Source organism: Xanthomonas arboricola (assembly GCF_003353015.1).
In the GTDB taxonomy this organism is placed as follows: Bacteria; Pseudomonadota; Gammaproteobacteria; order Xanthomonadales; family Xanthomonadaceae; genus Xanthomonas; species Xanthomonas arboricola_E.
Genome location: NZ_QREM01000007.1, coordinates 910,985 through 936,016, shown reverse-complemented (window position 1 = coordinate 936,016; position 25,032 = coordinate 910,985). Strand labels below are relative to the sequence as shown.

General features: G+C 66.7%; 24 protein-coding genes, 1 tRNA gene and 1 pseudogene. 23 read left to right on the top strand and 3 right to left on the bottom strand.

Going from position 1 to position 25,032, the window contains the following annotated elements; all coding sequences use genetic code 11:
• Positions 1 to 77 precede the first annotated feature (77 nt).
• From C0541_RS07455 to C0541_RS07435, 5 genes and pseudogenes are all read left to right on the top strand, one after another.
• Positions 78 to 1,077, top strand: a pseudogene (locus C0541_RS07455) (aspartate-semialdehyde dehydrogenase).
• 756 nt (positions 1,078 to 1,833) lie between these two features.
• Entirely contained in the window at positions 1,834 to 3,822 is a 1,989-nt protein-coding gene (locus tag C0541_RS07450; protein ID WP_161959935.1) for a FimV/HubP family polar landmark protein, read from the top strand.
• Positions 3,819 to 4,205, top strand: coding sequence for a VOC family protein (locus C0541_RS07445; RefSeq protein WP_115047081.1), 387 nt, complete (start codon positions 3,819 to 3,821; stop codon positions 4,203 to 4,205). The genes C0541_RS07450 and C0541_RS07445 overlap by 4 nt, the downstream gene beginning before the upstream one ends.
• Positions 4,206 to 4,243: 38 nt before the next feature.
• Positions 4,244 to 5,017, top strand: coding sequence for a tRNA pseudouridine(38-40) synthase TruA (truA, locus tag C0541_RS07440; RefSeq protein ID WP_115047078.1), 774 nt, complete (start codon positions 4,244 to 4,246; stop codon positions 5,015 to 5,017).
• Positions 5,014 to 5,682, top strand: coding sequence for a phosphoribosylanthranilate isomerase (locus C0541_RS07435; protein ID WP_115047076.1), 669 nt, complete (start codon positions 5,014 to 5,016; stop codon positions 5,680 to 5,682). Before truA ends, C0541_RS07435 begins: the two co-directional genes overlap by 4 nt.
• Positions 5,683 to 5,820: 138 nt before the next feature.
• On the opposite strand, the gene C0541_RS07430 is transcribed toward C0541_RS07435, so the two are convergent.
• Complete coding sequence (locus tag C0541_RS07430) at positions 5,821 to 6,741, bottom strand: LysR family transcriptional regulator (protein WP_115047074.1); 921 nt, start codon at positions 6,739 to 6,741, stop codon at positions 5,821 to 5,823.
• Between the two features lie 105 nt (positions 6,742 to 6,846).
• Here C0541_RS07430 and trpB point away from each other — a divergent pair, with 105 nt between their 5' ends.
• The 10 genes from trpB to C0541_RS07380 all read left to right on the top strand — a co-directional run bounded on the left by trpB (position 6,847) and on the right by C0541_RS07380 (position 17,537).
• A complete protein-coding gene (gene trpB, locus C0541_RS07425; protein ID WP_115047068.1) occupies positions 6,847 to 8,064 on the top strand; it encodes a tryptophan synthase subunit beta in 1,218 nt (405 codons plus the stop codon).
• An 11-nt stretch (positions 8,065 to 8,075) separates the two neighbouring features.
• Positions 8,076 to 8,576 carry a hypothetical protein gene (locus tag C0541_RS07420; protein WP_429001335.1) on the top strand — a complete coding sequence of 167 codons (501 nt, stop codon included), beginning with the start codon at positions 8,076 to 8,078 and terminating at the stop codon, positions 8,574 to 8,576.
• Positions 8,573 to 9,391 (top strand): tryptophan synthase subunit alpha, encoded by an 819-nt coding sequence (trpA, locus tag C0541_RS07415; protein WP_115047063.1) that lies wholly within the window; start codon positions 8,573 to 8,575, stop codon positions 9,389 to 9,391. Before C0541_RS07420 ends, trpA begins: the two co-directional genes overlap by 4 nt.
• Positions 9,392 to 9,598: 207 nt before the next feature.
• On the top strand, positions 9,599 to 10,483 hold the full coding sequence (gene accD, locus C0541_RS07410) for an acetyl-CoA carboxylase, carboxyltransferase subunit beta (protein ID WP_046343350.1): 885 nt from the start codon (positions 9,599 to 9,601) through the stop codon (positions 10,481 to 10,483).
• Positions 10,484 to 10,565: 82 nt separating this feature from the next.
• Positions 10,566 to 11,915 carry a phosphoglucosamine mutase gene (gene glmM, locus C0541_RS07405; RefSeq protein ID WP_115047061.1) on the top strand — a complete coding sequence of 450 codons (1,350 nt, stop codon included), beginning with the start codon at positions 10,566 to 10,568 and terminating at the stop codon, positions 11,913 to 11,915.
• A 124-nt stretch (positions 11,916 to 12,039) separates the two neighbouring features.
• The gene (locus C0541_RS07400; protein WP_115047059.1) at positions 12,040 to 12,978 is read left to right on the top strand and encodes an isopenicillin N synthase family dioxygenase; all 939 of its coding nucleotides are present in this window, start codon (positions 12,040 to 12,042) and stop codon (positions 12,976 to 12,978) included.
• A 200-nt stretch (positions 12,979 to 13,178) separates the two neighbouring features.
• Positions 13,179 to 13,877: a methylamine utilization protein gene (locus tag C0541_RS07395; RefSeq protein ID WP_161959933.1), complete on the top strand. Its 699-nt coding sequence runs from the start codon at positions 13,179 to 13,181 to the stop codon at positions 13,875 to 13,877.
• The gene (locus C0541_RS07390; protein ID WP_115047057.1) at positions 13,874 to 16,240 is read left to right on the top strand and encodes a putative bifunctional diguanylate cyclase/phosphodiesterase; all 2,367 of its coding nucleotides are present in this window, start codon (positions 13,874 to 13,876) and stop codon (positions 16,238 to 16,240) included. Before C0541_RS07395 ends, C0541_RS07390 begins: the two co-directional genes overlap by 4 nt.
• Positions 16,237 to 17,109 carry a DUF3034 family protein gene (locus tag C0541_RS07385; protein ID WP_115047055.1) on the top strand — a complete coding sequence of 291 codons (873 nt, stop codon included), beginning with the start codon at positions 16,237 to 16,239 and terminating at the stop codon, positions 17,107 to 17,109. Before C0541_RS07390 ends, C0541_RS07385 begins: the two co-directional genes overlap by 4 nt.
• Positions 17,109 to 17,537, top strand: a complete 429-nt coding sequence (locus C0541_RS07380) for a group I truncated hemoglobin (protein ID WP_115047053.1) — start codon at positions 17,109 to 17,111, stop codon at positions 17,535 to 17,537. Before C0541_RS07385 ends, C0541_RS07380 begins: the two co-directional genes overlap by 1 nt.
• 54 nt (positions 17,538 to 17,591) lie before the next feature.
• On the opposite strand, the gene C0541_RS07375 is transcribed toward C0541_RS07380, so the two are convergent.
• Together C0541_RS07375 and C0541_RS07370 are read right to left on the bottom strand one after the other, a co-directional pair.
• Positions 17,592 to 18,989, bottom strand: coding sequence for a hypothetical protein (locus tag C0541_RS07375; RefSeq protein ID WP_238601278.1), 1,398 nt, complete (start codon positions 18,987 to 18,989; stop codon positions 17,592 to 17,594).
• Positions 18,990 to 19,097: 108 nt separating this feature from the next.
• On the bottom strand, positions 19,098 to 19,898 hold the full coding sequence (locus C0541_RS07370; RefSeq protein WP_115047050.1) for an SDR family NAD(P)-dependent oxidoreductase: 801 nt from the start codon (positions 19,896 to 19,898) through the stop codon (positions 19,098 to 19,100).
• Between the two features lie 113 nt (positions 19,899 to 20,011).
• Between C0541_RS07370 and tpiA the strand changes: the two genes are divergently transcribed.
• The 8 genes from tpiA (at position 20,012) to nuoE (ending at position 25,029) form a co-directional block, all read left to right on the top strand.
• The gene (gene tpiA / locus C0541_RS07365) at positions 20,012 to 20,767 is read left to right on the top strand and encodes a triose-phosphate isomerase (RefSeq protein ID WP_115047048.1); all 756 of its coding nucleotides are present in this window, start codon (positions 20,012 to 20,014) and stop codon (positions 20,765 to 20,767) included.
• A 33-nt stretch (positions 20,768 to 20,800) separates the two neighbouring features.
• Entirely contained in the window at positions 20,801 to 21,274 is a 474-nt protein-coding gene (gene secG / locus C0541_RS07360; protein WP_115047046.1) for a preprotein translocase subunit SecG, read from the top strand.
• Positions 21,275 to 21,323: 49 nt separating this feature from the next.
• Positions 21,324 to 21,408: transfer RNA gene (locus C0541_RS07355), tRNA-Leu, on the top strand.
• Positions 21,409 to 21,510: 102 nt separating this feature from the next.
• Entirely contained in the window at positions 21,511 to 21,867 is a 357-nt protein-coding gene (locus C0541_RS07350; RefSeq protein ID WP_010371162.1) for an NADH-quinone oxidoreductase subunit A, read from the top strand.
• Positions 21,858 to 22,412, top strand: coding sequence for a NuoB/complex I 20 kDa subunit family protein (locus C0541_RS07345; protein WP_016944318.1), 555 nt, complete (start codon positions 21,858 to 21,860; stop codon positions 22,410 to 22,412). The genes C0541_RS07350 and C0541_RS07345 overlap by 10 nt, the downstream gene beginning before the upstream one ends.
• A gap of 36 nt (positions 22,413 to 22,448) precedes the next feature.
• Positions 22,449 to 23,201: an NADH-quinone oxidoreductase subunit C gene (locus C0541_RS07340; RefSeq protein ID WP_024937980.1), complete on the top strand. Its 753-nt coding sequence runs from the start codon at positions 22,449 to 22,451 to the stop codon at positions 23,199 to 23,201.
• A complete protein-coding gene (locus C0541_RS07335; RefSeq protein ID WP_016902995.1) occupies positions 23,198 to 24,505 on the top strand; it encodes an NADH-quinone oxidoreductase subunit D in 1,308 nt (435 codons plus the stop codon). The genes C0541_RS07340 and C0541_RS07335 overlap by 4 nt, the downstream gene beginning before the upstream one ends.
• Positions 24,502 to 25,029 carry an NADH-quinone oxidoreductase subunit NuoE gene (gene nuoE, locus C0541_RS07330; RefSeq protein WP_115047044.1) on the top strand — a complete coding sequence of 176 codons (528 nt, stop codon included), beginning with the start codon at positions 24,502 to 24,504 and terminating at the stop codon, positions 25,027 to 25,029. The genes C0541_RS07335 and nuoE overlap by 4 nt, the downstream gene beginning before the upstream one ends.
• Positions 25,030 to 25,032: the final 3 nt, after the last annotated feature.

The window sequence follows — 25,032 nt, the reverse complement described above, 5'->3', positions numbered from 1 at the left end:
GCGGCCAGCGTTGGAGGTTCCCCGAACCCACTGCGCAAGCGCGTTCCTTTCTTCCCTTATTCGATAAAGACAATCTCATGAGCAACGAAAACCGTCGTTTCAACGTCGCGGTCGTGGGCGCCACCGGCGCTGTCGGCGAGACCATGCTGAGCATCCTGGCCGAGCGCAACTTCCCGGTCGCCACCCTGTACGCGCTGGCCTCGGCGCGCTCGGCGGGCGGGCAGGTCGAGTTCAATGGCGGCAAGGTCGATGTGCTGGATCTGGCCGACTTCGACCCGACCGGCGTGGACATTGCGCTGTTCTCCGCAGGTGGCAGCGTGTCCAAGGAATACGGCCCCAAGTTCGCCGCCGCCGGCGCGGTGGTGATCGATAATTCCTCCGCGTTCCGTTACGACGACGACGTGCCGCTGGTGGTGTCGGAGGTCAATCCCGAAGCGCTGAAGCAGCGCCCGCGCGGCATCGTCGCCAACCCCAATTGCTCGACCATGCAGATGCTGGTTGCGCTCGGCCCGATCCACCGCAAGTACGGCATCGGACCTGTCTCTTATACACATNATCTAGATGTGGGTAAGAGACAGGCAGACCAGTGAGTTGCTCAGCTTCCAGGAAATCGACCCGCAGCGCTTCCCGGTGCAGATCGCCTTCAACCTGATCCCGCACATCGACGACTTCCAGGACAACGGCTATACCAAGGAAGAGATGAAGCTGGTCTGGGAGACGCGCAAGATCCTGGGCGACGACAGCATCCAGGTGAACCCCACCGCGGTGCGCGTGCCGGTGTTCTACGGGCACTCCGAGGCGGTGGCGATCGAAACCCGCGACAAGATCACCGTCGACGATGCGCGCGCGCTGCTGGCCGCATCGCCCGGCGTGGAAGTGGTGGACGAGCGCAAGCCCGGCGGCTACCCGACCCCGGTCACGCACGCGTCCGGCAAGGACGCGGTGTTCGTCGGCCGCATCCGTGAGGACTTCTCGCACCCGCGCGGCCTGAATCTGTGGATCGTCTCGGACAACATCCGCAAGGGCGCCGCGCTCAACGCGGTGCAGCTGGCCGAGCTGGTCGCCCAGGAAGGCTGACCACGGTATCCCGTAGGAGCGCGCTGGCGCGCGATGAAGCTTTCCCGATGAAGCCTCCGATGAAGCTTTCCCGGTGAAGCCTCATCGCGCACGAGTGCGCTCCTACCAGTGTGCGTCGGACAACATCCGCAAGGGCGCCGCGCTCAAGGCGGTGCAGCTGGCCGAGCTGGTCGCCCAGGAAGGCTGACCACGGTATCCCGTAGGAGCGCGCTGGCGCGCGATGAAGCTTTCCCGGTGAAGCCTCCGATGGAGCTTTCCCGGTGAAGCCTCATCGCGCACGAGTGCGCTCCTACCAGTGTGCGTCGGACAACATCCGCAAGGGCGCCGCGCTCAAGGCGGTGCAGCTGGCCNAGCTTTCCCGGTGAAGCCTCATCGCGCACGAGTGCGCTCCTACCAGTGTGCGTCGGACAACATCCGCAAGGGCGCCGCGCTCAAGGCGGTGCAGCTGGCCGAGCTGGTCGCCCAGGAAGGCTGACCACGGTATCCCGTAGGAGCGCGCTGGCGCGCGATGGAGCTTTCCCGATGAAGCCTCCGATGGAGCTTTCCCGGTGAAGCCTCATCGCGCACAAGTGCGCTCCTACCCAGTGAAGCCTCGTCGCGCACGAGTGCGCTCCTACCAACGCGTTGCCGGTGGCCTGCTGCATGGATGTCGCATCGCGGTATCGCGACGGCGTGCATGCTCTGCGCGGGGGCGCCGACTTTTTCGTCCATGCAGCGGCTATATTGATGCCCATGAAACATAGGGGCGGGGGCGCGATGCGTCCGATACAAGGGATAGGGACGCTGCTGCTGATGGCCTGCAGCGGCGCTGCGATGGCGTTGGGCCTGGGCGATATCCGGGTGCTGTCCCGGCCGGGGCAGCCATTGGTGGCCGAGATTCCGGTCATCTCCAACGAGCCGGGCGAACTCGACAACGCACGCGTGGCGCTGGCATCGGCGACCACGTTTGCACGGGTCGGCCTGGAGCGCCCGCAGGGCCTGGTCAGCAACCTGCAGTTCCAGTTCGCGCAGGACGCGCGCGGGCGTGCGGTGATTCGCGTCACCAGCAGCCAGGCGGTGGACCAGCCGGCGATCAATTTCCTGATCGAGGTGGAGTGGGGCCAGGGCCGGCTGGTGCGCGAGTATTCCGCGCTGGTCGATGCGCCCAATACCGCGGCCGCGATCGCCGGGCCTGCCATCGAGGCGCCGCGCGCCGGGGCCAGCAACGCCATCGCACGTGAGCCGGCCGCCGCGCCCGCAGCCGTTGCCGAACGCGCCGGGCAGGCTGCCGACGCAGTGCCGCCCGGCACACGTTCCGGCACGCGCGCTGCCGCGCCAGCGCCGGCCGGCGATGCGCTGCCGGCGGTGCGCTCGGGCCAGACCTTGTCCGAGATCGCCGCCGCCGTGGCCCGTTCCAGCGGGTATTCGCTCGACCAGACCATGCTGGCGCTGCTGCGCACCAATCCGGATGCCTTCATCGACGGCAACATCAATCGGTTGAAGCAGGGCGCGGTGCTGCGCACCCCGCAGGAAGATGCACTGGCGCAGGTCGGCGCTGCCGAAGCGGCGGTGATGGTGCGCGAGCAGGCCGCGCAGTGGCGACAGGCGCGCGCGGCGATTCCGCAGCCGGCCGAGGCCGGCGCCGCCGCTGCGACGCCGGCACCGGCTGCCGCCGTTGCAAGGCAGGCCGGCGCCGGCGCGCGGCTCGAGATCGCCCCGGCAGTGGCGAGTCAGACCAACCAGGCCGGCGCCACGTCCGGCACCAGTGCCGAAGGCGAGGGCGATATGGCGGCCAACCAACAGTTGCAACAGGCCAGGGAAGACATCGCCACCCGCGATGCGGAATTGCAGGATCTGCGCACCCGCGTGGCCGATCTGGAAAAGCTCAAGCAGCAACAGCAGGCCCTGATCGCAATGAAGGACACCGACCTGGCAGCCGCGCAGAAGCGCCTGGCGGAAACGCCGGCCGCGGCACAGCAGGGCGGTGGTGTTCCGCTGTGGTTGATCGGCGGGCTGGTGTTGATTGTCGCGGCGGTCGTCGCCTGGCTGGCGGCACGCCGGCGCAAGCCCTCGCCGCTGCCGCCGTTGCCGCAGCGGCAGTTCGACATCGTGCCTGCCGGCGCCGCGGCAGACGCCGTGGCGCTGCAGGACGATGCCCAGGCCACCGTGCCGAGCGAGCACGATGTGCTGCACGAAACTGAATTCGAGCAGGCCGATCTGCGCGAGGAAGAACGCGCCTACGAAGAACGCGCCTACCAGGCGCAGCAACCGCTGTCCGATGTACTGCGCCGCGAGCCGCTGCTGTCCGAGCCTGTCGCGGCGCCGCCGGTGATCGCCAGCGAGGATTGGCGCTCGCTGCGGGCAACGCCGGCGGCGCCCCCGGCCGTGCAGCCGGGGAGCGTTGCGTCTGAGGACCTGGTGCCGGAGCAGGTGCAGTCCGCGCCCGCGGAGCTTCGATACGGCCAGCCGCAGGACGCAGACGCGACGCGTGCCGGCAGCGATTTCGCGCCGGGCGTGCCCCCTGCGGCGGTCGCTACGCAGGACAGCCTGGAGATCGACCCGGCGCCTATCGCCCCGGCCGCTGCGCCCGGCGCGGTGAACACCAGGGGGTTCGTCTCTGCAGGCCGCGATCGTCTGGAGCTGGCCGTGGCCTATATGGATCTCGGCGACACGGACACCGCGCGTGGCCTGTTGCTGGAAGTGGCTGCAACCGGCGATGAGGCCACCCGCGCCGAAGCCGCCGAACTGCTGGAGCGGCTGGCATGAGCCCGGCGCTGGACAGCCTGGCCGCCGCACGCGAGCGCCGCATCGATTACGTGGAGTTCGCCTCGCTCGATCTGGATGCCAGCCGCACCTTTTTCGAAGCCGTGTTCGGCTGGCAGTTTCAGGCCTATGGCCCGGACTATCTGGCCTTCAACGACAGTCGCCTGGACGGTGGTTTCTATCGCGCCACTGCCGCAGTGGCGGCCGACGCCGGTCCGCTGATCGTGCTGTATGCCGACGCGCTGGAGCCCATGAGTGAGCGCATCCGCGCTGCCGGTGGCGAGATCGTCAAGCCGGCGTTCGGTTTTCCCGGCGGCAGCCGGTTTCATTTCCGCGAGCCGGGCGGTAACACGCTGGCGGTGTGGTCCGAGCGCGCGCTGGCCTAGTCCGCGCGCTCCATCGATTCGACAACAGGCAGGTTCCGATGCGTTACGCGCTGGGCGTGGAGTACGACGGCAGCGAGTTCCAGGGCTGGCAGCAGTTGGGTGAGCAGGGTGGGCCGAGCGTGCAGGCCAGCCTGCAGGCGGCGCTGTCGTCGGTGGCCGATGCCCCGGTACAGGTGGTATGCGCAGGCCGCACCGATGCCGGCGTGCATGGCGAGTGCCAGGTGGTGCATTTCGACAGCGACGCGCGCCGTGAGCCGCGTGGCTGGATGCTGGGCACCACCGCGCGCCTGCCGCCCTCGATCGCGGTGCGCTGGTGCGTGCCGGCGGCCGCCGACTTCCATGCGCGGTTTTCCGCACGCGCACGCCGCTACCGGTATCGCCTGCTCAATCGGCAGATACGCCCGGCGCTGTATCGCCAGACCTTGAGCTGGGAACGCCGCCCGCTGGATGCCGATGCCATGCACGCGGCCGCGCAGGCGTTAGTGGGCGAGAACGACTTCAGCGCATTCCGCAGCGTGCAATGCCAGGCCTTGCACGCACGCCGCAACCTGCAGGCCATCAGCGTGCAACGCATCGGTGAGGTGGTGGAGGTGCAGGTCCAGGCCAATGCATTCCTTCATCACATGGTGCGGAATATCGTTGGCTCGCTGATCCTGGTCGGAACCGGAGAACAACCGGGCGACTGGATCGCGACGTTGCTGGCCGGTCGCGACCGCACGGTGGCCGGGCCGACGGCACCGCCACAAGGTCTGGTCTTCATCGGGCCGTTGTATCCCGCAGAGTGGCATCTGCCCGCTGAGGTAACCCAATGAATCGATCGCTGTACCGCACCCGTATCAAGTTCTGTGGCATGACCCGCGCCGGCGATATCCGACTGGCCGGCGAGCTGGGTGTGGACGCGGTGGGCTTTATTTTTGCGCATGGCAGCCCGCGCCGCGTGGCGCCGGCCGAGGCGCGCGCAATGCGCCAGGCCACCGCGCCGATGGTCGATGTGGTGGCCTTGTTCCGCAACAATTCCAAGGAAGAAGTGCGCGAGGTGGTGCGTACCGTGCGCCCGACCTTGCTGCAGTTCCATGGCGAGGAAGACGACGCCTTCTGCCGCAGCTTCAACCTGCCGTATCTCAAGGCCATACCGATGGGCAGCACCGGCATGAACGGCGAGGACGCCAACGCGCGCACCTTGCAGCTCGCCTATCCCAATACGGCCGGGTTCCTGTTCGACAGCCATGCGCCCGGCGCAGGCGGCGGTACCGGCAAGACCTTCGACTGGTCGCGCCTGCCGACCGGCCTGCACCGCCCGTTTCTGCTGGCCGGCGGTATCAACGCCGAGAACGTCTTCGACGCCATCGTGGCGACGCTGCCGTGGGGCGTGGACGTGTCCAGCGGCGTGGAGCTGGCGCCGGGGATCAAGGACGGCCACATGATGCGCAAGTTCGTCGAGGAAGTGCGCCGGGCCGATTGCCACGAGATGGCGTGAGTTGGGGAATCGGGAATCGGGATTGGAGAATCGGAGCAGACAGCCTGCTTCGTGGGTTTGACCGATCTTGAGGTCTTCGATTTCCCGGTGATTGCTTGGCCGCTTGTTTCGTCGATCGCGGCGATTTGAGAGTTCCGATTAGGCGCCTGCGGCACCCGTGGTGTGCTGCTGATCCTCTGAAAGTGCATGACGGAGCCAGCCGGCGAGCTGTTCGATGCGTGGATCGGGGTTGCGCCTTGCGGCGCACAGCACCCAGCGGCCGCGCGTCGGCGTAAAGCCCCAGGGTGCCAGCAGGCGCCCGGCGGCCAGGTCCGCGGCAACCAGCGGTTGCGGTGCGATCGCCACGCCCAGGCCGGCCGCGGCCGCCTCCAGCAGATAGACCAGATGTTCGAATTCGGTGCCGAAGCCCAGCGCCTCGGGTGCCAGGCCGTGGCGTTGTGCCCATTCCGGCCAGGCCTGCGGGCGCGAGCGGGTGTGCAGCAAGGCGTGGTCGAGCAGGGCGGTCGCCGCGCTGCCATCGAGCCGGGTGGCCGATGCCAGCTGCGGACTCAGCACCGGGCCGATCCACTCCACGCCCAGCTCGTGCACCTGCCACTCGCCTGGCCACGGCGGGGTGTCCAGCAGCAAGGCCGCATCCAGGCCATCCAGGTCCGGGCCGGGCGCCTGTTCGTTGGCCGACAGGTGCAGGCGCAGCTGCGGCAGATCCCGCTGCAGCCGGCCCAGCCGCGGGATGACCCAGCGCGCGAGCAGGCTGCCGGAGCAGCCCAGCACCAGCGGCGCCTCGCTGGTGGGGCGCCGCAGCGCTGCCCAGGTGTCGCCGATCAGCGCAAAGCCCTCGCCGGTGGCATCGCGCAGCCGGGCGCCGGCAGGCGTGAGCACCAGGCCGCGGCCCTGGCGGGTGAACAGCGCCGTGCCCAGCGCCTGTTCCAGCGAGCGCACGTGCCGGCTGATGGCGCCATGGGTCACGTGCAGCTCCTGCGCGGCCCGGCTGACGCTCTGCAGACGCGCGGCGGATTCAAACGCGCGCAGCGCCGCGAGCGGCGGAAGCAGTGTGCTCATGTGTGAGTCCAGGTCACAGGTTGCGGCAATCTTATCGATTTATCGTGCGCCGTGGCTGCGCTACAGTAATGCCTCATGTATGACGCATCGCTGCAGAGGATTCCCATGTCGGCCCAGCCCATCAGTGACTTTTACGCCTACCCGGACGCTGCCGGCCACTTCGGCAAGTTCGGTGGCCGGTTTGTCGCCGAGACCTTGATCGGCCCCTTGCAGGAGCTGTCTGCCGCCTACGACCAGGCGCGCCAGGATCCTGCCTTCATTGCCGAATACGACAAGGATCTCAAGCACTACGTCGGCCGGCCCAGCCCGATCTACCACGCCGAGCGCCTGAGCCGCGAAGTGGGCGGCGCGCAGATCCTGCTCAAGCGCGAAGACCTCAACCACACCGGCGCGCACAAGATCAACAACACCATCGGCCAGGCCCTGCTGGCCAGCCGCATGGGCAAGACCCGCATCATTGCCGAGACCGGCGCCGGCCAGCATGGCGTGGCCAGCGCCACGGTGGCCGCGCGGCTGGGCCTGGAGTGCGTGGTCTACATGGGCGCCACCGACATCGAGCGGCAGAAGATCAACGTCTACCGCATGAAGTTGCTCGGTGCGACCGTGATTCCGGTGACCTCCGGCTCGGCCACGCTCAAGGACGCGCTCAACGAAGCGATGCGCGACTGGGTCACCAACGTGCAGGACACCTTCTACATCATCGGCACCGTGGCCGGCCCGGATCCATATCCGCGCATGGTGCGCGACTTCAACGCAATTGTCGGCCGCGAAGCGCGCGCGCAGATGCTGGAAGACTACGGCCGCCTGCCGGATGCGCTCAGCGCCTGCGTCGGCGGCGGCAGCAATGCGATCGGCCTGTTCCATGCCTTCCTCAACGACCCGGGCGTCAGGATCTATGGCGCCGAAGCGGCCGGCGACGGCATCGCAACCGGCCGTCATGCGGCGTCGATCGCGGCAGGACGCCCCGGCGTGCTGCATGGCAATCGCACCTATGTGATCTGCGACGACGACGGCCAGATCACCGAAACCCACTCCATCTCCGCCGGCCTGGATTACCCGGGCGTGGGCCCGGAGCATTCGTTCCTGTCCGACAGTGGCCGCGCGGTCTACCAGGGCATCACCGACGACGAAGCGATGGCCGCCTTTCATCTGCTGGCGCATACCGAAGGCATCATCGCCGCGCTCGAATCCAGCCATGCAGTGGCGCAGTCGATCAAGCTCGCACGCGAGATGCCCAAGGACGCGTTGATCCTGTGCAACCTGTCCGGCCGGGGCGACAAGGACGTGCACACCATCGCCGCGCGCGAGGGTCTGGTGCTGTGATCGAACGGCGCATGCGCAGCCTCGTCGGCGGTGTTGCGCTGCTGTCTGCGTCTGCGCTGGCCGTCGCTGCGGCGGCACCGGCGCTGGACCGCAGTGGCCCGGTGCGCGTAGGCCAGCGTTTTGCCGAGCTCGCGCCGCAAGCGGCCTGGAAGCGGTTCAACGTCGGTCCGATCGAAAGCTGCGACTACGTGGAGGCGGGGCTGCTTCCCGCCGGTGTGTCGATGATGCTGCAGGACGGGCGTGTCGTCCGCTTCGACGTGACCGATGCCGCGACGGTTGGTCCGTTCGGCATTTCCATCGGCGATAGCGAGGCCAGCGCGCGTGCGCGCCTGCCGGCAGGCTATCGCGTCGAGCCGCACCATGATGGCGACGGTGACGGCAACGATCTTTATTTGACCTGGCGCGATCCGCACAGCGGGTTCGCGGTTCGCTATGAAACCGGAGAAGGCAGCGTGAGATTGATGTACTGGGGAACCTGGGACGCCGTGCAGTTGGTGGAGGGGTGCGCATGAGTCGTCTGCCCGACCGCATCGCCGCGCGTTTCGATGCGCTGCGCAACACCGGCCGCAAGGCCCTGATCCCCTTCATCACCGCCGGCGATCCGTCGCTGGAAGCCACGGTGCCGGTGATGCATGCGCTGGTGCGTGCCGGCGCCGACGTCATCGAACTCGGCGTGCCGTTTTCCGATCCGATGGCCGACGGCCCCACCATCCAGCGCAGCTCCGAGCGCGCGCTGGGCCGTGGTGCCGGCCTGGCCTATGTACTGGAAGCGGTGCACGAGTTCCGCCGTGAGGACGCCACCACGCCGGTGGTGCTGATGGGCTACCTCAACCCGATCGAGATCCACGGCACCCGGCGCTTCGCCGAAGCCGCCGTCGCTGCCGGTGTGGATGGCCTGCTCCTGGTCGATCTGCCGCCCGAAGAGGCGGACGAGACCCGCGCGATCTTCACCGAGGTCGGCCTGGCGCTGATCGCACTGGCGTCGCCGACCACCAGCGAGCAGCGCCTGGACATGCTGTGCAGCAGCGCCCAGGGCTATCTGTACTACGTCAGCTTCGCCGGCGTCACCGGCGCCTCGAACCTGCTCGACACCCATGCCGCCAGCGACCGCCTGCGCCAGCTGCGCCGCCGTGCCGGCGCCCCGGTGGTGGCCGGTTTTGGCATCAAGGACGCCGCCAGTGCCGCCGCCATGGCCGTCGACGCCGACGGCGTGGTGGTCGGCAGCGCGCTGGTCGCCGCACTGGCCGAAGCCACCGATGTCCGCAGCGCCCGCGAACGGGCCGAGGCTTTCCTGGCCCCGCTGCGGCAGGCGCTCGACCCGGCCTGACACCACAGCCCTTCTGCGCCCGCGGGCGAGGAGGGGCAAGGCTGGCGCGCCATCGGCACGCCAGCCGTGGGGCGGCCGCACGGCAAGCGTGGGCCGGGCCAGCCAGCCCCTGTTTCGCCTGCGCGCTACCTCGGCTTTCCCGCAGCGCGTTAGACTGTCGCCCCTCTGCGGCCCACATGGCCGCCCTGCATGGATTGTCATACACGCATGAGCTGGCTCAGCAAATTGATGCCCTCCGGCATCCGCACCGAGAACACCCCGGCCAAGAAGCGCAGCGTCCCCGAGGGCCTGTGGGAGAAGTGCAGCAACTGCGGCAGCGCGCTGTACGGCCCCGAGCTCGAGGAGAACCTCGAGGTGTGTCCGAAGTGCGACCACCACATGGCGATCCGCGCGCGTGCGCGCCTGAACTCGCTGTTCGATCCCGACACCGCGACCACCGAGATCGCCGCGCAACTGGGCCCGGTCGACGTGCTCAAGTTCAAGGACCAGAAGCGCTACGGCGAGCGCATCAAGGCCAGCCAGAAGAGCAGCGGCGAGTACGACGCGCTGATCGCCATGCGCGGCACGCTCAAGGGCAACCCGCTGGTCGCCGCGGCCTTCGACTTCGCCTTCATGGGCGGCTCGATGGGGTCGGTGGTCGGCGAGCGCTTTGCGCGTGCGGCCGAAGTGGCGCTGGAAGTGGGCTGCCCGTTCGTGTGCTTTTCCGCCAGCGGCGGGGCGCGCATGCAGGAAGGCCTGTTCTCGCTGATGCAGATGGCCAAGACCTCCGCCGCACTCGGTCGCCTGCGCGAAGCGGGCCTGCCGTACATCTCGGTGCTGACCCATCCCACCACCGGTGGCGTGTCGGCCTCGTTCGCGATGCTGGGCGACATCAATATCGCCGAGCCGCATGCGTTGATCGGCTTCGCCGGCCCGCGGGTGATCGAGCAGACCGTGCGCGAGACCCTGCCGGAAGGCTTCCAGCGGTCGGAGTTCCTGCTCGATCACGGTGCCATCGACCAGATCTGCGACCGCCGCGACATGCGCGACCGCATCGCCGACCTGACCGCGATGATGATGCGTCAGCCGCATCCGCAGGACGCGGCCGCGTGAGGCCAGTGGTCGCGCGCTGGCGCGACACCGTCGCACGCGCCTCCGCGTGTGCGTCCACCCGTAGGCAGGAACACCGCAACGCATGAGCAGTCGCAAGTATTTTGGAACCGACGGCATCCGTGGTCGGGTCGGTCAGGGCGTGATATCGGCCGATTTCGTGCTGCGGCTGGGCAATGCGCTCGGTCGGGTGCTGACCCAGGGCCGCAGCAAGCGCCCGCTGGTGCTGATCGGCAAGGACACCCGGATTTCCGGTTACATGTTCGAAGCCGCACTGGAAGCCGGCCTGGTCGCCGCCGGCGCCGACGTGCAGCTGATCGGTCCGATGCCGACCCCGGCCATCGCCTTCCTGACCAACACGCTGCGCGCCGACGCCGGCGTGGTGATCAGCGCCTCGCACAATCCGCATTACGACAACGGCATCAAGTTCTTCTCCGCCGAAGGCGAGAAGCTCGACGACGCCACCGAAGCGGCGATCGAGGCCGCGCTGGACGAGCCGTTCCACACCGTGGAGTCGGAGCGCCTGGGCAAGGCGATCCGCACCCGCGATGCGATCGGTCGCTACATCGAGTTCTGCAAGGCCAGCGTGGCGCGCGGGTTCACCCTGCAGGGCCTGAAGATGGTGCTGGACTGCGCGCACGGGGCGACGTACCACATCGCGCCGATGCTGTTCCGCGAGCTGGGTGCGGACGTGGTCGTCATCGGTGCCGCACCCGACGGGCTGAACATCAACGCCGGTGTCGGCTCCACCCATATCGACAATCTCGCCGCCAAGGTGCGCGAGAGCGGCGCGCAGCTGGGCATCGCCTTCGACGGCGATGGCGACCGCGTGCTGATGGCCGACGACCAGGGCAACCCGGTCGATGGCGATGACCTGCTTTACCTGCTCGCGTGCTCCTGGCAGGCCAGCGGCCGGCTTACCGGCACCGTGGTCGGCACGCTGATGACCAACTACGGCCTGGAACAGGCGCTGGCTGCACGGAACATCCCGTTCCAGCGCGCCAAGGTCGGCGACCGCTATGTGCACCAGGCGCTGGTCGAAGGCGGCGGCACGCTGGGTGGCGAAACTTCCGGCCATCTGCTGTGCCTGGATCGCGCCACCACCGGCGATGGCATCGTCAGTGCGCTGCAGGTGCTCGAGGCCCTGGGCCGCGATGGACAGAGCCTGCGCCAGGCCCTGGGCAGCCTGAGCAAGGTGCCGCAGAAGACCGTCAACGTGCGGCTGGAGGGCGGTGCGGCCAAGGCGATCGTGGAGGCCGCCGGCGTGCAGCAGGCACTGCAGCAGGCGCAGGCCGCCGTGCACGGCCGGGGGCGTGCGTTCCTGCGTCCGTCCGGCACCGAACCGGTGGTGCGGGTGACCGTGGAAGCCGACGACGCCGGCCTGATGCAGGACACCCTCGACCGCCTCTCCGGGGCCGTGCGTGACGCGGCGTGAGTCGCTGATCATTGGCGTGTGCGTGGTCGTTGCCAAGGCCGCGACGTTCTACCTGTTGTATCGCCTGCTGTCCTGAGCGGCAGGCCTTCCTTTCGACTTCCCGACTTCAACTGCAGATATCCGTATGAGCGCCCGCATCCCGACCCTGGACATCACCCGTTTCGACAGCGACCGCGACGCCTTCGTCGCCGAGCTCGGCGCAGCCTATCGGCAGTGGGGCTTTGCCGGTATCCGCAACCACGGCATCGCGCAGGCCGATATCGATGGCGCCTACGAGGTGTTCAAGGCGTTCTTCGCACTGCCGGAAGAGGTCAAGCAGCGCTACCACGTCAAAGGCAGTGGCGGCGCGCGCGGCTATACCGCGTTCGGCGTGGAAACCGCCAAGGATTCCAAGCATTTCGACCTGAAGGAGTTCTGGCATATCGGCCGCGAAATCCCGGACGATTCGCCGTACCGCGAGGTGATGGCGCCGAATCTGTGGCCGGAAGAAGTGCCCGGGTTCCGTGAGCGCGGCTATCGCCTGTACCAGCAGCTGGACCACCTGGGCTCGCGCGTGCTGTCGGCGCTGGCGCTGCATATCGGCCTGCCGCAGGAGTATTTCGTCGACAAGACCAACAACGGCAACTCGATCCTGCGGCCGATCCACTACCCGCCGATCACCAGCGACGATATCCCCAACGTGCGTGCCGGCGCGCATGGCGACATCAACTTCATCACCCTGCTGGTCGGTGCCAGCGCGGCCGGGCTGGAAGTGCGCTCCAACGATGGCGAGTGGGTCCCGTTCACTGCCGATGCCGACACCATCGTGGTCAACATCGGCGACATGCTGCAACGGCTGACCAACCACGTGTATCCGTCCACCATCCATCGCGTGGTCAACCCGCCGGGCGAACAGGCGCGCCAGCCGCGCTATTCGGTGCCGTTCTTCCTGCATCCCAACCCGGATTTCCTGATCGACGTGCTGCCCTCGTGCATCACCACCGACAATCCGAGCCGGTATCCCGAGCCGATCACCGCGCACGGTTTTCTGGAAGAACGTCTGCGCGAAATCAAGCTGAAGTAGTCCGTTGGCAGCAGTGCGAGCACAGCCAGCAGCCGCGCTCGCACCATCGGCATGACCGCTTGCACAGTTTGATTCATGAACTTCTGCTCGCGACTGGTTAAAGCTTGCAATCCCCTCAGCCGATAACCCAGTCTGATCGCTAGCGCGACGTCGGATTTGCCTGGCGCGCGCTGCCGATTGCACCAGGCCTGGGGGGGCGCATGCAGACGCAGTGGTTCAAACGGATCGGCCCGGTTTCGGGGTTGCTGGCGTACTGCGCCGCAAGCGTTGCATCGGCAACGCCGGTCAACGTCACCGTCGTCGATGCCAATGGCATGTTGGTCGATGCGGTGGTGAGCCTGGAGCCGGCACGTCCGGTGGCCGCCGGCGCGCCCCGGACCGTGGAGATGGACCAGGTCAATTCGCAGTTCGTGCCCGCCGTGCTGGCGGTGCGCACCGGCACCCTGGTGCGGTTTCCCAACAACGACCAGATTCGCCACCAGGTCTATTCGTTCTCCCCCGCCAAGCGCTTCGAATTGCCGCTGTTCCAGGGCAGCACGGCCGCGCCGGTGCGCTTCGACCAAGCTGGCCTGGTGACGGTGGGCTGCAATATCCACGACTGGATGCTGGGCTATATCGTGGTGATGGATACGCCGTACTTTGGCAAGACCGGCGGCGACGGTCGCGTGCAGCTGGAGGCGCCTGCAGGCAACTACACGCTGCGGGTCTGGCATCCACGCCTCAAGGGCGCCGCGCTCACCGAGCCGGTGGCGCTTGCGCGCGAGGCCGTGCAACGCCGCGTGAGCGTGCAGACCACCGGCGCCGCACCTGCGGCCGCGCCACCGGATGCGCGCGTGCGCGCGCTGCAGGACAAGTTCCGCCGCGCCGACCCGAAGACGCCGAAGACGCCGAAGCCATGAAGGCCATGCGCCTGCATACCCGGATCGCGGCCTTGTTGGTGCTGGTCGTGCTCGCCACGCAGGCACTGACCTTCATCGCGGTGCAGGTCGCCACCGAGCGCAGCGTCAAGGCCCAGCTGGGCGAAGAACTGCAGATCGGCGAGCGCGTCTGGCAACGCATCAACCTGCGCCGCGACGAACAGCTGATGCAGTCGGCCTCGGTGCTGGCCGACGACTTCGGTTTTCGCGCGGCCGTGGCCAGTGGCGATGTGCCGACCATGCAGTCGGCATTGCGCAATCACGCCGCGCGCATGTCGGCGCAGACCGCGCTGCTGCTGTCTCCGGACGGCGAATTTCTGACCGGGCTCGCCGATCTGCCGCAGGCCGAACAGCTGCGCGCGGTACAGACCCTGCTGCAGCAGGCCCGGCGCGATGGGCGCGCGGTCGGCGTGGTCGCCTTGGACAGCCGCATCGTCCGGCTGGCGGTGGTGCAGGTGCTGGCACCGAGCCGGGTCGGCTGGATCGCGATCGGCAACGAATCCGGCGACGGCCTGGCGCAGGATTTTCGCTCCACCACCGGGCTGGATGCGACCTTCTTCACCGATGGACCGCCGGTGCGCGTGCTGGCCTCCACCCTGGAGCCGGCCGCGCGTGCCGAGTTCGCGCAGCAGTTGCCGGTGGCCGAACGCGCGCAGGGCGGGGCGATCGCATTGACGCTGGCCCAGTCGCGTTACCTGGTCAAGCTGCAGTCGATCCAGGGCGACAGCCATGTGCGGGTCGCGCTGCAGGCCTCGCTGGATCGCGCGGTGGCACCCTACCGGGTGCTCAAGTTGCGCATCCTGCTGCTGGCGGGTCTGGCAACGGCGGCGGCGCTGGGTGTGGCGATCTTCCTGGCGCGCAGCGTCAGCAGGCCGGTCGCGCAACTGGTGCAGGCCGCACGGCGCATCCAGCGCGGCGACTACCACACCGCGGTCGAAGTGCCATCCGGGCGCGAACTGGCCGAGTTGGCCGACAGCTTCGGGCGCATGCAGCAGCAGATCGCCAGTCGCGAGCAGCACATCCTGCACCAGGCGCGCCACGATGCCTTGACCGGCTTGCCCAATCGCATCTGCCTGCTGGAGCGGCTGACGGAAGTGGTGGACCGGACCGTGGCCTCCGGCGGTACCGCCGCGGTACTGATCCTGGATCTGGAGCGCTTCAAGGAGCTCAACGACAGCCTGGGCCACGACTTCGCCGACCAGGTCCTGGTCGAGGTGGGCCGTCGGCTTGCCGACGTGGTGCAGGAACCCAATCTGGTCGGGCGGCTGGGCAGCGACGAGTTCATGGTGGTGGTGGCGCAGGCCGATGCCGCCACCGTGCAACAGGATGCGCAGCGCCTGCTGCTGCAGTTGCGCCGTCCGCTGGCGCTGCCGCAGGCGCGCATCCAGCTGGAAGCCAGCATCGGCATCGCCCTGGTTCCCGAGCACGGTGCCGATCCTGACACCTTGCTGCGGCGCGCCGACATCGCACGCCGCCAGGGCGGCAACGTGACCACCATCGGTGCCAGCGTGTACCGCCTGGGCCAGGACGAGCAGCATCTGCGTCGGCTGCGGCTGACCGGCGATCTGCGCCAGGCCATTGGCGGCAACGAGCTGACCTTGCGCTTCCAGCCCAAGATCTGCCTGCGCAACGATCGCGTCGAGCAGGTGGAGGTGCTGGTGCGCTGGCACCATCCGGTGCTGGGTGCGATCGGGCCGGAGGAATTCATTCCGCTGGCCGAGCACTCCGGGGTGATCCATCCCTTGACCCGCTTCGTGCTGGACGAGGCGCTGCATTGCCAGGCGCAATGGCGCCGGCAGGGCCTGGAGCTGGGCATGGCGATCAATCTTTCCGCGCTGGACCTGTCCGACCCCGGCTTGCCCGATTACGTGCGCGGCCGTCTGGAGCATCACGCGGTGCCGGCGCAGTCGGTCACGCTGGAACTGACCGAAAGCGCGTTGATGCGCGATGTCGAATTCGCGCTGCACATGCTGCATCAGCTGCGCAGCGTCGGCGTGCGACTGTCCATCGACGACTTCGGTACCGGCTATTCCTCGTTGGCGCAGCTCAAGCGGATGCCGGTGAACGAATTGAAGATCGACAAGAGCTTCGTCATGCAGCTGGCCGAAGGCACCGACGATGCATTCATCGTGCGCAGCACCATCGATCTCGGGCACAACCTGGGCTTGAGCGTGATCGCCGAGGGCGTGGAGAACGGCACCGCCCTGGAGCTGTTGCGCGGTTACGGCTGCGACATGGTGCAGGGCTATCTGTACGCGCCGCCACTGGAAGAAGCACCACTGGTCGCCTGGTGCCTGCGTCAACTCGACCTGGCGCCGGCAGCGCAGGCGGGAGTGCATCGATGACCAGGTGGCGGAGCGCTCCGCTGGCTGCGGCACTGGTCGGGCTGGCCATCGCACCCGCGTCGGCGATCGCGGGCGACGGGCGTCTGCTCGCCACCGGCGGCGTGTCGATGATCGAAGGCAGCAGCGGGGGCGGCATCGTGCCGTGGGCCACGCTGTCGGGCTACGGCACCCGCGACCAACTCGGCACCGTCCTGTTCGCCACGCACGTGGACAGCGGCGATTACCGGCTCGACGTGCAAGGCGCCGCACTCACGGTCGGCAATCGGCTGGAATTGTCGCTGGCGCGGCAGCGGCTGGATCTGGGTACCCTGCAGGATCGGCTGGGATTGCCATGGAATGCGCTCGGCCAGGACGTGTTCGGCGCCAAGCTGCGGGTCCACGGCGACCTGGTCTACGGGCATGCGCCGCAGGTCAGTGTGGGGCTGCAGTACAAGCGCCTGCGCAATGGCACGCTGCCGCTGGCGCTCGGCGCGCGCGACGATCACGGCACCGATGTCCATGTCAGCGCCAGCCGCTTGTTGCTGCAGGGCGCGGGTGGCTACCAGTTGCTGCTCAACGGCACGCTGCGCGCGACCCGCGCCAATCAGACCGGCCTGCTCGGGTTCGGCGGCGATCGTCGCAACAGCTATCGGCTGGTCGGCGAGGCCAGCGCCGCCGTCGTACTGTCGCCGGCCTGGGTGGTCGGCGTGGAGTATCGCGACAAGCCCGACAACCTTGGCTTCGCCCGCGAGCAGGCCTGGGCGGATGGATTCGTGGCCTGGTTTCCGAGCAAGCATGTGTCCCTGACCGCGGCATGGGCCGAGCTTGGCGACATCGCCACGCTCACCGACCAGCGTGGCCCTTATCTTTCCCTGCAGGTGGCGTTGTGATGAAGCGACGGCTGCGCTGGTGCTTGCTGGGCGTGCTGGCGCTGATGGGGGCCTGCGCCACCACGCCACCGCGCGCCACGCTGTATGACGAACTCGGCGGACAGGCCGGCATCGAAGCGCTGGTGGAAACCATGCTGTCGCGCATTGCCGACGACCCACGCATCGTCGACACCTTCGCGCGCGTCAACATCGTGATGCTCAACGAACGCCTCGTGCAGAAGTTCTGCCATGTCGCCGACGGCCCGTGCCCGGATACCGCCAAGTCGATGAGGCAGGCGCATGCGCACCTGGTCATTCGCGACGGCGACTTCAACGCGCTGGTCGAGGACCTCAACTGGGCAATGGACCAGCGCAGGATTCCGCGCCGCACCCAGAACCGCCTGTTGGCGCGGCTGGCCGCGATGCATGGAGAGATCGTCAATCACTGAGTCGCATCCGGTGAGGGGGGCCGGATGTCGCGGCGGCCAGCGATCCTGGTGAGCTTAAGCCGGGCGACTGAGGAGGTAGGACTCAGGCCGTGCGTGAATCGGATGTTTCACCGACTGTGCGACGAAAGAGTAGATGCCTGCAGTCAGGGCCGCGGCCAACCCCAGCTGGATGACGAGCGCCTTCCTGGTGGTGTCTTGAAACGCCAGTGCGCAGTATGCGAGGCAATGGAGGGGGAGGAAGAATCGCGTCTCGATTGCGCCAGGAATGATGGCCACGCAAGGTGCGAGCAAGGTCAGTGCGTACAGGACCCGGGCGCTCACTGGTTGCTGGGATGCGGTGGAAAAGATCGCCCTGCCCAGTTGGGTGATGCCAAAAGTGACGATGACGAGGAAGAGGAGCGAACGAGGATTCTTCTCGGCGGATGGCTGCCTTGTATAGACCTCCCCATCTCGGACGTCCAGCGCTGAGGCAATGTGGCGCAGATAGATCTCAACGAAGGTGATGGGGTGGTCCGCCATCATCGCCAGGATCCTGGGGAACGACTGGTTGGCCGTAAATCCGCCGTTCTTCTCCAGCACCGCGGCACCACGCGTATTGGCGTAGAAGGTCGGGGTTGCCTTTCCGGTGCCGGGGTCAATATAGGTTTCGTACCTGTCAACGACCATGCCCCATGTCAGCTGCCTGGCGAAAAGCGACGCGCCGCGGACATCGGTCACCACGAGCGGCGACACGGTGGCGTGGTGCTTGTAGTTGATCGCCATCTGCGGCAAGGCGCCAAGCAGTGAGCCCATCAGAAAGGTCATGAGCGCAAACGCCCTGCCTCGCATGTCCCTGGCGAAAAAAATCACCACGACGAAGGCGAGGGCGACGAACGAAAATAGGTAGATGGTCCTGATGTTGTATGTCAGATAGCAGATCAGGCCCGCCGCAAACAAACCGTAGAATGACTTTGACCTGATCGATCTCGCCGTGAGGTATGAGGACAATGCCATCAGCCCCAGCGATGGCGCATCGCTCAGAGGGTAGGAGATCAGTCCCGGGAATGCCGATGCAATCAGGAGTGCCGGAATGAGCCTCCTGACGATGGAAAGGGTCCCGCCAAATATCGATCTGTAAAGATCCGGGATCAATATGGAGAATGCGTAGGCATATCCGATCGATTGCCCTATTTTCAGGAAAAATAACCCTGCGGATTGCGAGTGGTCGAAGGCAAGCCTGAAGGGGGTCAGCAGGAGTGGGTAGGCGTAGCCACGGATCGTTTGTGGGAAGCTGCCGTCGATGATGGCTGAGCTTATTGCCCAGTAAGCGCCGGCGTCGCCCGTAAATTCCCTGGCATCAATGCTCAGTTGCACCACGAGGAAGATCGCTGCAGCGACCAGGAACGGAATCGCCCGTGAGTCATTGCGTGTCGCCGGTGCTGCATGCACTGGTGTCGTATCCAACCTGATCATCGCTTTTCGCTCGCGCCCCTGATGGTGATGGCATGCGGCGGCGCTTCGGCCGGACGCACTGCCCAGTGTCTCTCATTCACAAGCCAGGTGCGCATAGGCTGAGTGTGCTCACTGCAGCGGCCGCACCCGGTGCGAGCCGCGCGCCATCAGGCGCAATGCAAGCGCATGCGGCAATACGCGCAACGCGGCGTTGACCAGGCGATAGCGCCAGCCCGGCACGGCCAGCACCTGGCCGCGTTCCAGTGCGGCAATGCCGTACTCGGCCACGTCGTCGGCTTGCAGCCAGGCCCAGCGGGGCAGGGCGGACATCGCCTCACGGGTGCCGGTCACATCGTGGAACTCCGACCAGGCAAAGCCGGGGCACAGCGCGCAGACCTTGACTGCGCAGTCGGCATTTTCCAGCGCCAGCGATTCGCTGAAGCGCAGCATGAAGCTCTTGCTGGCCGCATACAGGGTCTGCCCGTCGGCACTGGGCGTGAGGGCGGCGAACGAGGCCACGTTGAGGATGCGGCCCTGGCCGCTGGCGCGGATCATCGGCAACAGGCGCCAGGTCAGCTCGCACACCGCGCCGACCATCACCTGCAGAAAGCGTGCATGCATGGTCCAGTCGTTGTGCAGATAGCGGCCCGGCACGCCGTAGCCGGCGTTGTTGACCAAGGTGCCGACCGTCCAGCCGTTGCGCCGGATCTGCGCAACCAGCGTTTCCACTGCGTCTGCCTCGGCCAGATCGGCCGGCACGACTTCGACCCGCACCAACGACCGTAATTCCTCGGCCAGTGCCTGCAGCCGGTCGACCCGGCGTGCGGTCAGGATCACGGGCACGCCACGTCTTGCGTAGGCACGCGCAATCTCCCGACCGATGCCGCTGGAGGCACCGGTGACCAGCGCGAAGACAGGCGAAACGGACATGGCAGGTTCCTGTTGGGGGGAGGGAGAGGACAGGCGAAGGACAGGCGTGTGCCGGTTGCCGACCGGGCATGGGCTATTCTGTCGCCTGTCTTCAACTCAGGAACCTGCGCCTGATGCGTCGAAAGATCGTAGCCGGAAACTGGAAGCTGCATGGCAGCCGCGCCTTCGCCACCGAACTGGTGGGCCGGATCGCCACGCACATGCCCCTGGAGGGTGTCGATGTCGTCATCCTGCCGCCACTGCCCTACCTGGGCGACCTGATCGAGGATTTCGAGGAGCACCACCTGTGTTTCGGTGCCCAGGATGTCAGCAGCAACGAGAAGGGGGCCTACACCGGCGAGGTATCGGCCACGATGCTGGTCGATGTCGGCGCCGAGTACGGGCTGGTCGGCCACTCCGAACGTCGTCAGTACCATCGTGAGAGCAGCGAGCTGGTGGCGCGCAAATTCGCCGCCGCCATGCATGCCGGGCTGATCCCGGTGCTGTGCGTGGGCGAGTCGCTGGAGCAACGCGAGGCCGACCAGACCGAGGCGGTGCTGCGCGCCCAGCTCGCACCGGTGCTGGCGCTGGTGGGGAGCACGGGGTTTGCCCGCGCGGTGCTCGCCTACGAGCCGATCTGGGCCATCGGCACCGGCCGCACTGCCAGTCCCGAGCAGGCACAGGCGGTCCACGCGTTCCTGCGTGGCGAAGTCGCGAAGGCGGATGCTAGAATTGCCGATTCTCTGCCCATCCTGTACGGGGGCAGTGTCAAGCCCGATAACGCCAGCGAGCTGTTTGCCCAGCCCGACGTCGATGGCGGGCTGGTCGGAGGCGCCTCGCTGGTCGCCGAGGATTTCCTGGCCATCGCGCGTGCGGCGGCCGCTTGTTAACCCATTAAGTTTTGTCCGGGGACGGATTTCGAGATGCTGATGTTGATCCTCAATGTGGTCTACGTGCTGGTCGCGCTGGCGATGATTGCGCTGATCCTGATGCAGCGCGGTGCAGGTGCGGCGGCCGGTTCCGGCTTCGGCGCCGGCGCCTCGGGCACCGTGTTCGGCTCGCAGGGCGCGTCGAACTTCCTGTCCAAGTCGACCAAGTGGCTGGCGGTGGTGTTCTTCAGCATCAGTCTGTTCATGGCGTGGTATGCCACTCACGGCGCACGGCCGACCGACCAGAACCTGGGCGTGATGTCGCAGTCGGCCACCCCGGCGCCTGCCGCGGCAGGCGAGCTGACTCAGCCGTTGCCGCAGGCGCCGGCTGCAGGCGCGGTGCCGACCGCTCCCGCGCAGCCGGTGCCCGCCGCTCCTGCGGCTGCAGCGCCTGCGCCGTCCGCGCCGGCGCAGCAGGCGCCCGCGGCCCGCGAAGAAAACGCTTCAGAACCAGCACAAAAACGCTGAAGCCGGTTACAATACGCTGCGCACTGGGATGCCCAGCGGCGCAACGTATGCCCAGGTGGCGGAATTGGTAGACGCACTACCTTGAGGTGGTAGCGACTTAGGTCGTAGGGGTTCGAGTCCCCTCTTGGGCACCATTGTTTGGCTGCAGTTCCTGCGCATTGCCTGTCGCGCGCGGGGCCTGCCTATACCCCATGCCGGCACGCGGCGCGTGCGGGCAGAGGCAAGAGAGAATCGCTGTGCTGGCCGAATATTTGCCGAGTCTGCTGTTTCTGATCGTCGCCACCGGTATCGGCATCGTGCTGATGCTGATCGGTCGATTCCTCGCTCCGCGTACCCCGGATGCGCGCAAGCTCTCGCCTTACGAGTGCGGCTTCGAAGCCTTCGAAGACGCGCGCATGAAGTTCGACGTGCGCTACTACCTGATCGCGATCCAGTTCATCGTGTTCGATCTGGAAATCATCTTCATCGTGCCGTGGACGCAGGTGTTCATGGAGATCGGCGCACGTTCGCTGGTCACCATGGGCCTGTTCGTCGGCATGTTGTTCCTCGGCTTTATCTACGTGTGGAAGAAGGGAGCGCTGGAATGGGAGTGATTCAGACCCTGGATCGTCTGATGACCAACCCGATGCCGGAAGGCCGGGTGGAAGACATCCTGCGCCCGGAAGGCGAAAACCCGCTGCTCGAGAAGGGCTACGTGACCACCAGTGTCGATGCGCTGCTGAATTGGGCGCGCACCGGTTCGATGTGGCCGATGACCTTCGGCCTGGCCTGTTGCGCGGTCGAGATGATGCATGCCGGTGCGGCGCGTCTGGATCTGGACCGCTACGGCGTGGTATTCCGCCCGTCGCCGCGCCAGTCCGACGTGATGATCGTGGCCGGCACGCTGGTCAACAAGATGGCCCCGGCGCTGCGCAAGGTCTACGACCAGATGCCGGATCCGAAGTGGGTCATCTCGATGGGCAGCTGCGCCAATGGCGGTGGCTACTACCATTATTCGTATTCGGTGGTGCGCGGTTGCGATCGCATCGTGCCGGTGGACATCTACGTCCCCGGTTGCCCGCCGACCGCCGAGGCGCTGGTTTACGGCATCCTGCAGCTGCAGAAGAAGATCTGGCGTACCCAGACCATCGCGCGCTGACACCCGTCTTCTTCTACTGAGAGCAGCCAAGCCCCCATGGCAGAGCAAGCATCTTCCTTCACTGACCGACTCGCGGCACGTTTCGCCGGTGCGCAGATCGCCGTGGCATTGCCGCGCGGCGAAGTGACGCTGGAAGTCGCTGCGGCCGATTGGCACGCCACCTGCCTGGCCCTGCGCGACGAGCTCGGTTTCGAGCAGCTCAGCGATCTGTGCGGCGTCGATTACCTGGGCTACGGCAGCGACGAGTGGGACACCGCCGACGTGTCGTCGCAGGGTTTCAGCCGCGGCGTCGAGGGCAAGGCCGTCGGCCGTTTCGCCTGGGGCGAATTTCCCAGCCAGGAAAGTTCCGACGGCGCCCATCCGCAGCACATGCCCAAGCAACGCTTTGCGGTGGTCGCGCAGCTGATCTCCTACCAGCACAACCAGCGTCTGCGGGTGCGTTGCTACGCACCGGACGAGCAGGTGCCGGTGGTGGCGTCGCTGACCGACATCTGGCCGGGTGTGAACTGGTTCGAGCGCGAGGCCTTCGACCTGTTCGGCATCGTCTTCGATGGCCACCCGGACCTGCGCCGCATCCTGACCGACTATGGATTTGTCGGCCACCCGTTCCGCAAGGATTTCCCGCTGATCGGCAACGTCGAAGTGCGTTACGACGATGAGCGCAAGCGTGTCGTGTACGAGCCGGTAACCTCGGTCGAGCCGCGCGTCGGTGTGCCGCGCGTGATCCGCGACGATGCCCGTTATGAGACTGCCGCCGGTGAAGTGGGCAAGTCGGAGACCGCCAAGTGAGTGAGTTCCGCCAGGCAACCGATGCCTTCGCGAGCAATCCTGTCGAAAGCAAGCAGGAAATCCGCAACTACACGATGAACTTCGGCCCGCAGCATCCTGCGGCGCACGGCGTGCTGCGCCTGATCCTGGAAATGGACGGCGAGACCGTGGTGCGTGCCGATCCGCATATCGGCCTGCTGCACCGTGGCACCGAGAAGCTGGCCGAGTCCAAGCCGTTCAACCAGTCGGTTCCCTACATGGACCGCCTGGATTACGTGTCGATGATGTGCAACGAGCACGCCTATGTGCGCGCGATCGAATCCCTGATGGGGATCGAAGTGCCCGAGCGCGCGCACTACATCCGCACCATGTTCGACGAGATCACCCGCATCAAGAACCACCTGATGTGGGTCGGTTCCAATGCGCTGGATCTGGGCGCGATGGCGGTGATGCTGTACGCGTTCCGCGAGCGCGAAGAATTGATGGACGTCTACGAGGCGGTCAGCGGCGCGCGCATGCACGCTGCCTACTACCGCCCAGGCGGCGTGTATCGCGATCTGCCCGATCGCATGCCCAAGTACAAGGAATCCCGCTGGCACAAGGGCGGGGCACTGAAGAAGCTCAATGCAGCGCGCGAAGGCTCGATGCTGGACTTCCTCGAGGATTTCACCAATACGTTCCCGTCGCGTGTGGACGAGTACGAGACGCTGCTGACCGACAACCGCATCTGGAAGCAGCGTACCGTCGACGTCGGCATCATCAGCCCCGACCTGGCGCGTGCCTGGGGCATGACCGGTCCGATGCTGCGCGGTTCGGGTATCGAGTGGGACCTGCGCAAGAAGCAGCCGTACGCCAAGTACGACGCGGTGGAATTCGACGTGCCGGTCGGCACCAATGGCGATTGCTACGACCGCTATCTGGTGCGCGTGGCCGAGATGCGTGAATCCAACCGCATCATCAAGCAATGCGTGAAATGGCTGAAGGCCAACCCCGGCCCGGTCATGGTCACCAATTTCAAGGTCGCTCCGCCAAGCCGCGAAGGCATGAAGGACGACATGGAAGCGCTGATCCATCACTTCAAGCTGTTCAGCGAAGGCTACTGCGTGCCGGCCGGCGAAACCTACTGCGCGGTCGAAGCGCCCAAGGGCGAGTTCGGCTGCTACCTGATGTCCGATGGCGCCAACAAGCCGTTCCGCGTGCACCTGCGCGCGCCGGGCTTTGCGCATCTGTCGTCGATGGACGCGGTGGTGCGTGGCTATCTGCTGGCCGACGTCGTGGCGATGATCGGTACTTACGATTTGGTTTTCGGTGAGGTTGACCGATGAAGGCGACGGGTAATTTCGAAGCGGCGCGCGACGTCGATCCGCAGGTGGTGCTGAGCGACAAGACGCGCGCGCACATCGACCATTGGCTGACCAAGTTCCCGCCCGACCGCAAGCGTTCGGCCGTGCTGCAGGGCTTGCACGCTGCGCAGGAGCAGAACCAGGGCTGGCTGACCGACGAGCTGATCGTCGGCGTGGCCAAGTATCTGGAGCTGCCGCCGGTGTGGGCCTATGAGGTCGCCAGCTTCTACTCGATGTTCGAGACCGAAAAGGTCGGCCGCCACAACGTGGCGTTCTGCACCAACATCAGCTGCTGGCTCAATGGCGCCGAAGATCTGCTGGCGCATGCGGAAAATAAACTGGGTTGCAAGCTGGGGCAGTCGACTGCCGATGGCCGCGTCTACCTCAAGCGCGAAGAAGAGTGCCTGGCGGCCTGCTCCGCAGCGCCGATGATGGTCATCAACGGCCATTACCACGAGCACCTGACGAAAGAGAAGGTCGACGCGCTGCTGGACGGGCTGGAGTAAGGC

What these genes read in the sequence shown, in the direction of transcription:
- C0541_RS07450 (WP_161959935.1), top strand. Translation starts at nt 1,834, where the DNA reads ATGCGTCCGATACAAGGGATAGGGACGCTGCTGCTGATGGCCTGCAGC.
- C0541_RS07445 (WP_115047081.1), top strand. Translation starts at nt 3,819, where the DNA reads ATGAGCCCGGCGCTGGACAGCCTGGCCGCCGCACGCGAGCGCCGCATC.
- truA (WP_115047078.1), top strand. Translation starts at nt 4,244, where the DNA reads ATGCGTTACGCGCTGGGCGTGGAGTACGACGGCAGCGAGTTCCAGGGC.
- C0541_RS07435 (WP_115047076.1), top strand. Translation starts at nt 5,014, where the DNA reads ATGAATCGATCGCTGTACCGCACCCGTATCAAGTTCTGTGGCATGACC.
- C0541_RS07430 (WP_115047074.1), bottom strand. Translation starts at nt 6,741, where the DNA reads ATGAGCACACTGCTTCCGCCGCTCGCGGCGCTGCGCGCGTTTGAATCC.
- trpB (WP_115047068.1), top strand. Translation starts at nt 6,847, where the DNA reads ATGTCGGCCCAGCCCATCAGTGACTTTTACGCCTACCCGGACGCTGCC.
- C0541_RS07420 (WP_429001335.1), top strand. Translation starts at nt 8,076, where the DNA reads ATGCGCAGCCTCGTCGGCGGTGTTGCGCTGCTGTCTGCGTCTGCGCTG.
- trpA (WP_115047063.1), top strand. Translation starts at nt 8,573, where the DNA reads ATGAGTCGTCTGCCCGACCGCATCGCCGCGCGTTTCGATGCGCTGCGC.
- accD (WP_046343350.1), top strand. Translation starts at nt 9,599, where the DNA reads ATGAGCTGGCTCAGCAAATTGATGCCCTCCGGCATCCGCACCGAGAAC.
- glmM (WP_115047061.1), top strand. Translation starts at nt 10,566, where the DNA reads ATGAGCAGTCGCAAGTATTTTGGAACCGACGGCATCCGTGGTCGGGTC.
- C0541_RS07400 (WP_115047059.1), top strand. Translation starts at nt 12,040, where the DNA reads ATGAGCGCCCGCATCCCGACCCTGGACATCACCCGTTTCGACAGCGAC.
- C0541_RS07395 (WP_161959933.1), top strand. Translation starts at nt 13,179, where the DNA reads ATGCAGACGCAGTGGTTCAAACGGATCGGCCCGGTTTCGGGGTTGCTG.
- C0541_RS07390 (WP_115047057.1), top strand. Translation starts at nt 13,874, where the DNA reads ATGAAGGCCATGCGCCTGCATACCCGGATCGCGGCCTTGTTGGTGCTG.
- C0541_RS07385 (WP_115047055.1), top strand. Translation starts at nt 16,237, where the DNA reads ATGACCAGGTGGCGGAGCGCTCCGCTGGCTGCGGCACTGGTCGGGCTG.
- C0541_RS07380 (WP_115047053.1), top strand. Translation starts at nt 17,109, where the DNA reads ATGAAGCGACGGCTGCGCTGGTGCTTGCTGGGCGTGCTGGCGCTGATG.
- C0541_RS07375 (WP_238601278.1), bottom strand. Translation starts at nt 18,989, where the DNA reads ATGATCAGGTTGGATACGACACCAGTGCATGCAGCACCGGCGACACGC.
- C0541_RS07370 (WP_115047050.1), bottom strand. Translation starts at nt 19,898, where the DNA reads ATGTCCGTTTCGCCTGTCTTCGCGCTGGTCACCGGTGCCTCCAGCGGC.
- tpiA (WP_115047048.1), top strand. Translation starts at nt 20,012, where the DNA reads ATGCGTCGAAAGATCGTAGCCGGAAACTGGAAGCTGCATGGCAGCCGC.
- secG (WP_115047046.1), top strand. Translation starts at nt 20,801, where the DNA reads ATGCTGATGTTGATCCTCAATGTGGTCTACGTGCTGGTCGCGCTGGCG.
- C0541_RS07345 (WP_016944318.1), top strand. Translation starts at nt 21,858, where the DNA reads ATGGGAGTGATTCAGACCCTGGATCGTCTGATGACCAACCCGATGCCG.
- C0541_RS07340 (WP_024937980.1), top strand. Translation starts at nt 22,449, where the DNA reads ATGGCAGAGCAAGCATCTTCCTTCACTGACCGACTCGCGGCACGTTTC.
- nuoE (WP_115047044.1), top strand. Translation starts at nt 24,502, where the DNA reads ATGAAGGCGACGGGTAATTTCGAAGCGGCGCGCGACGTCGATCCGCAG.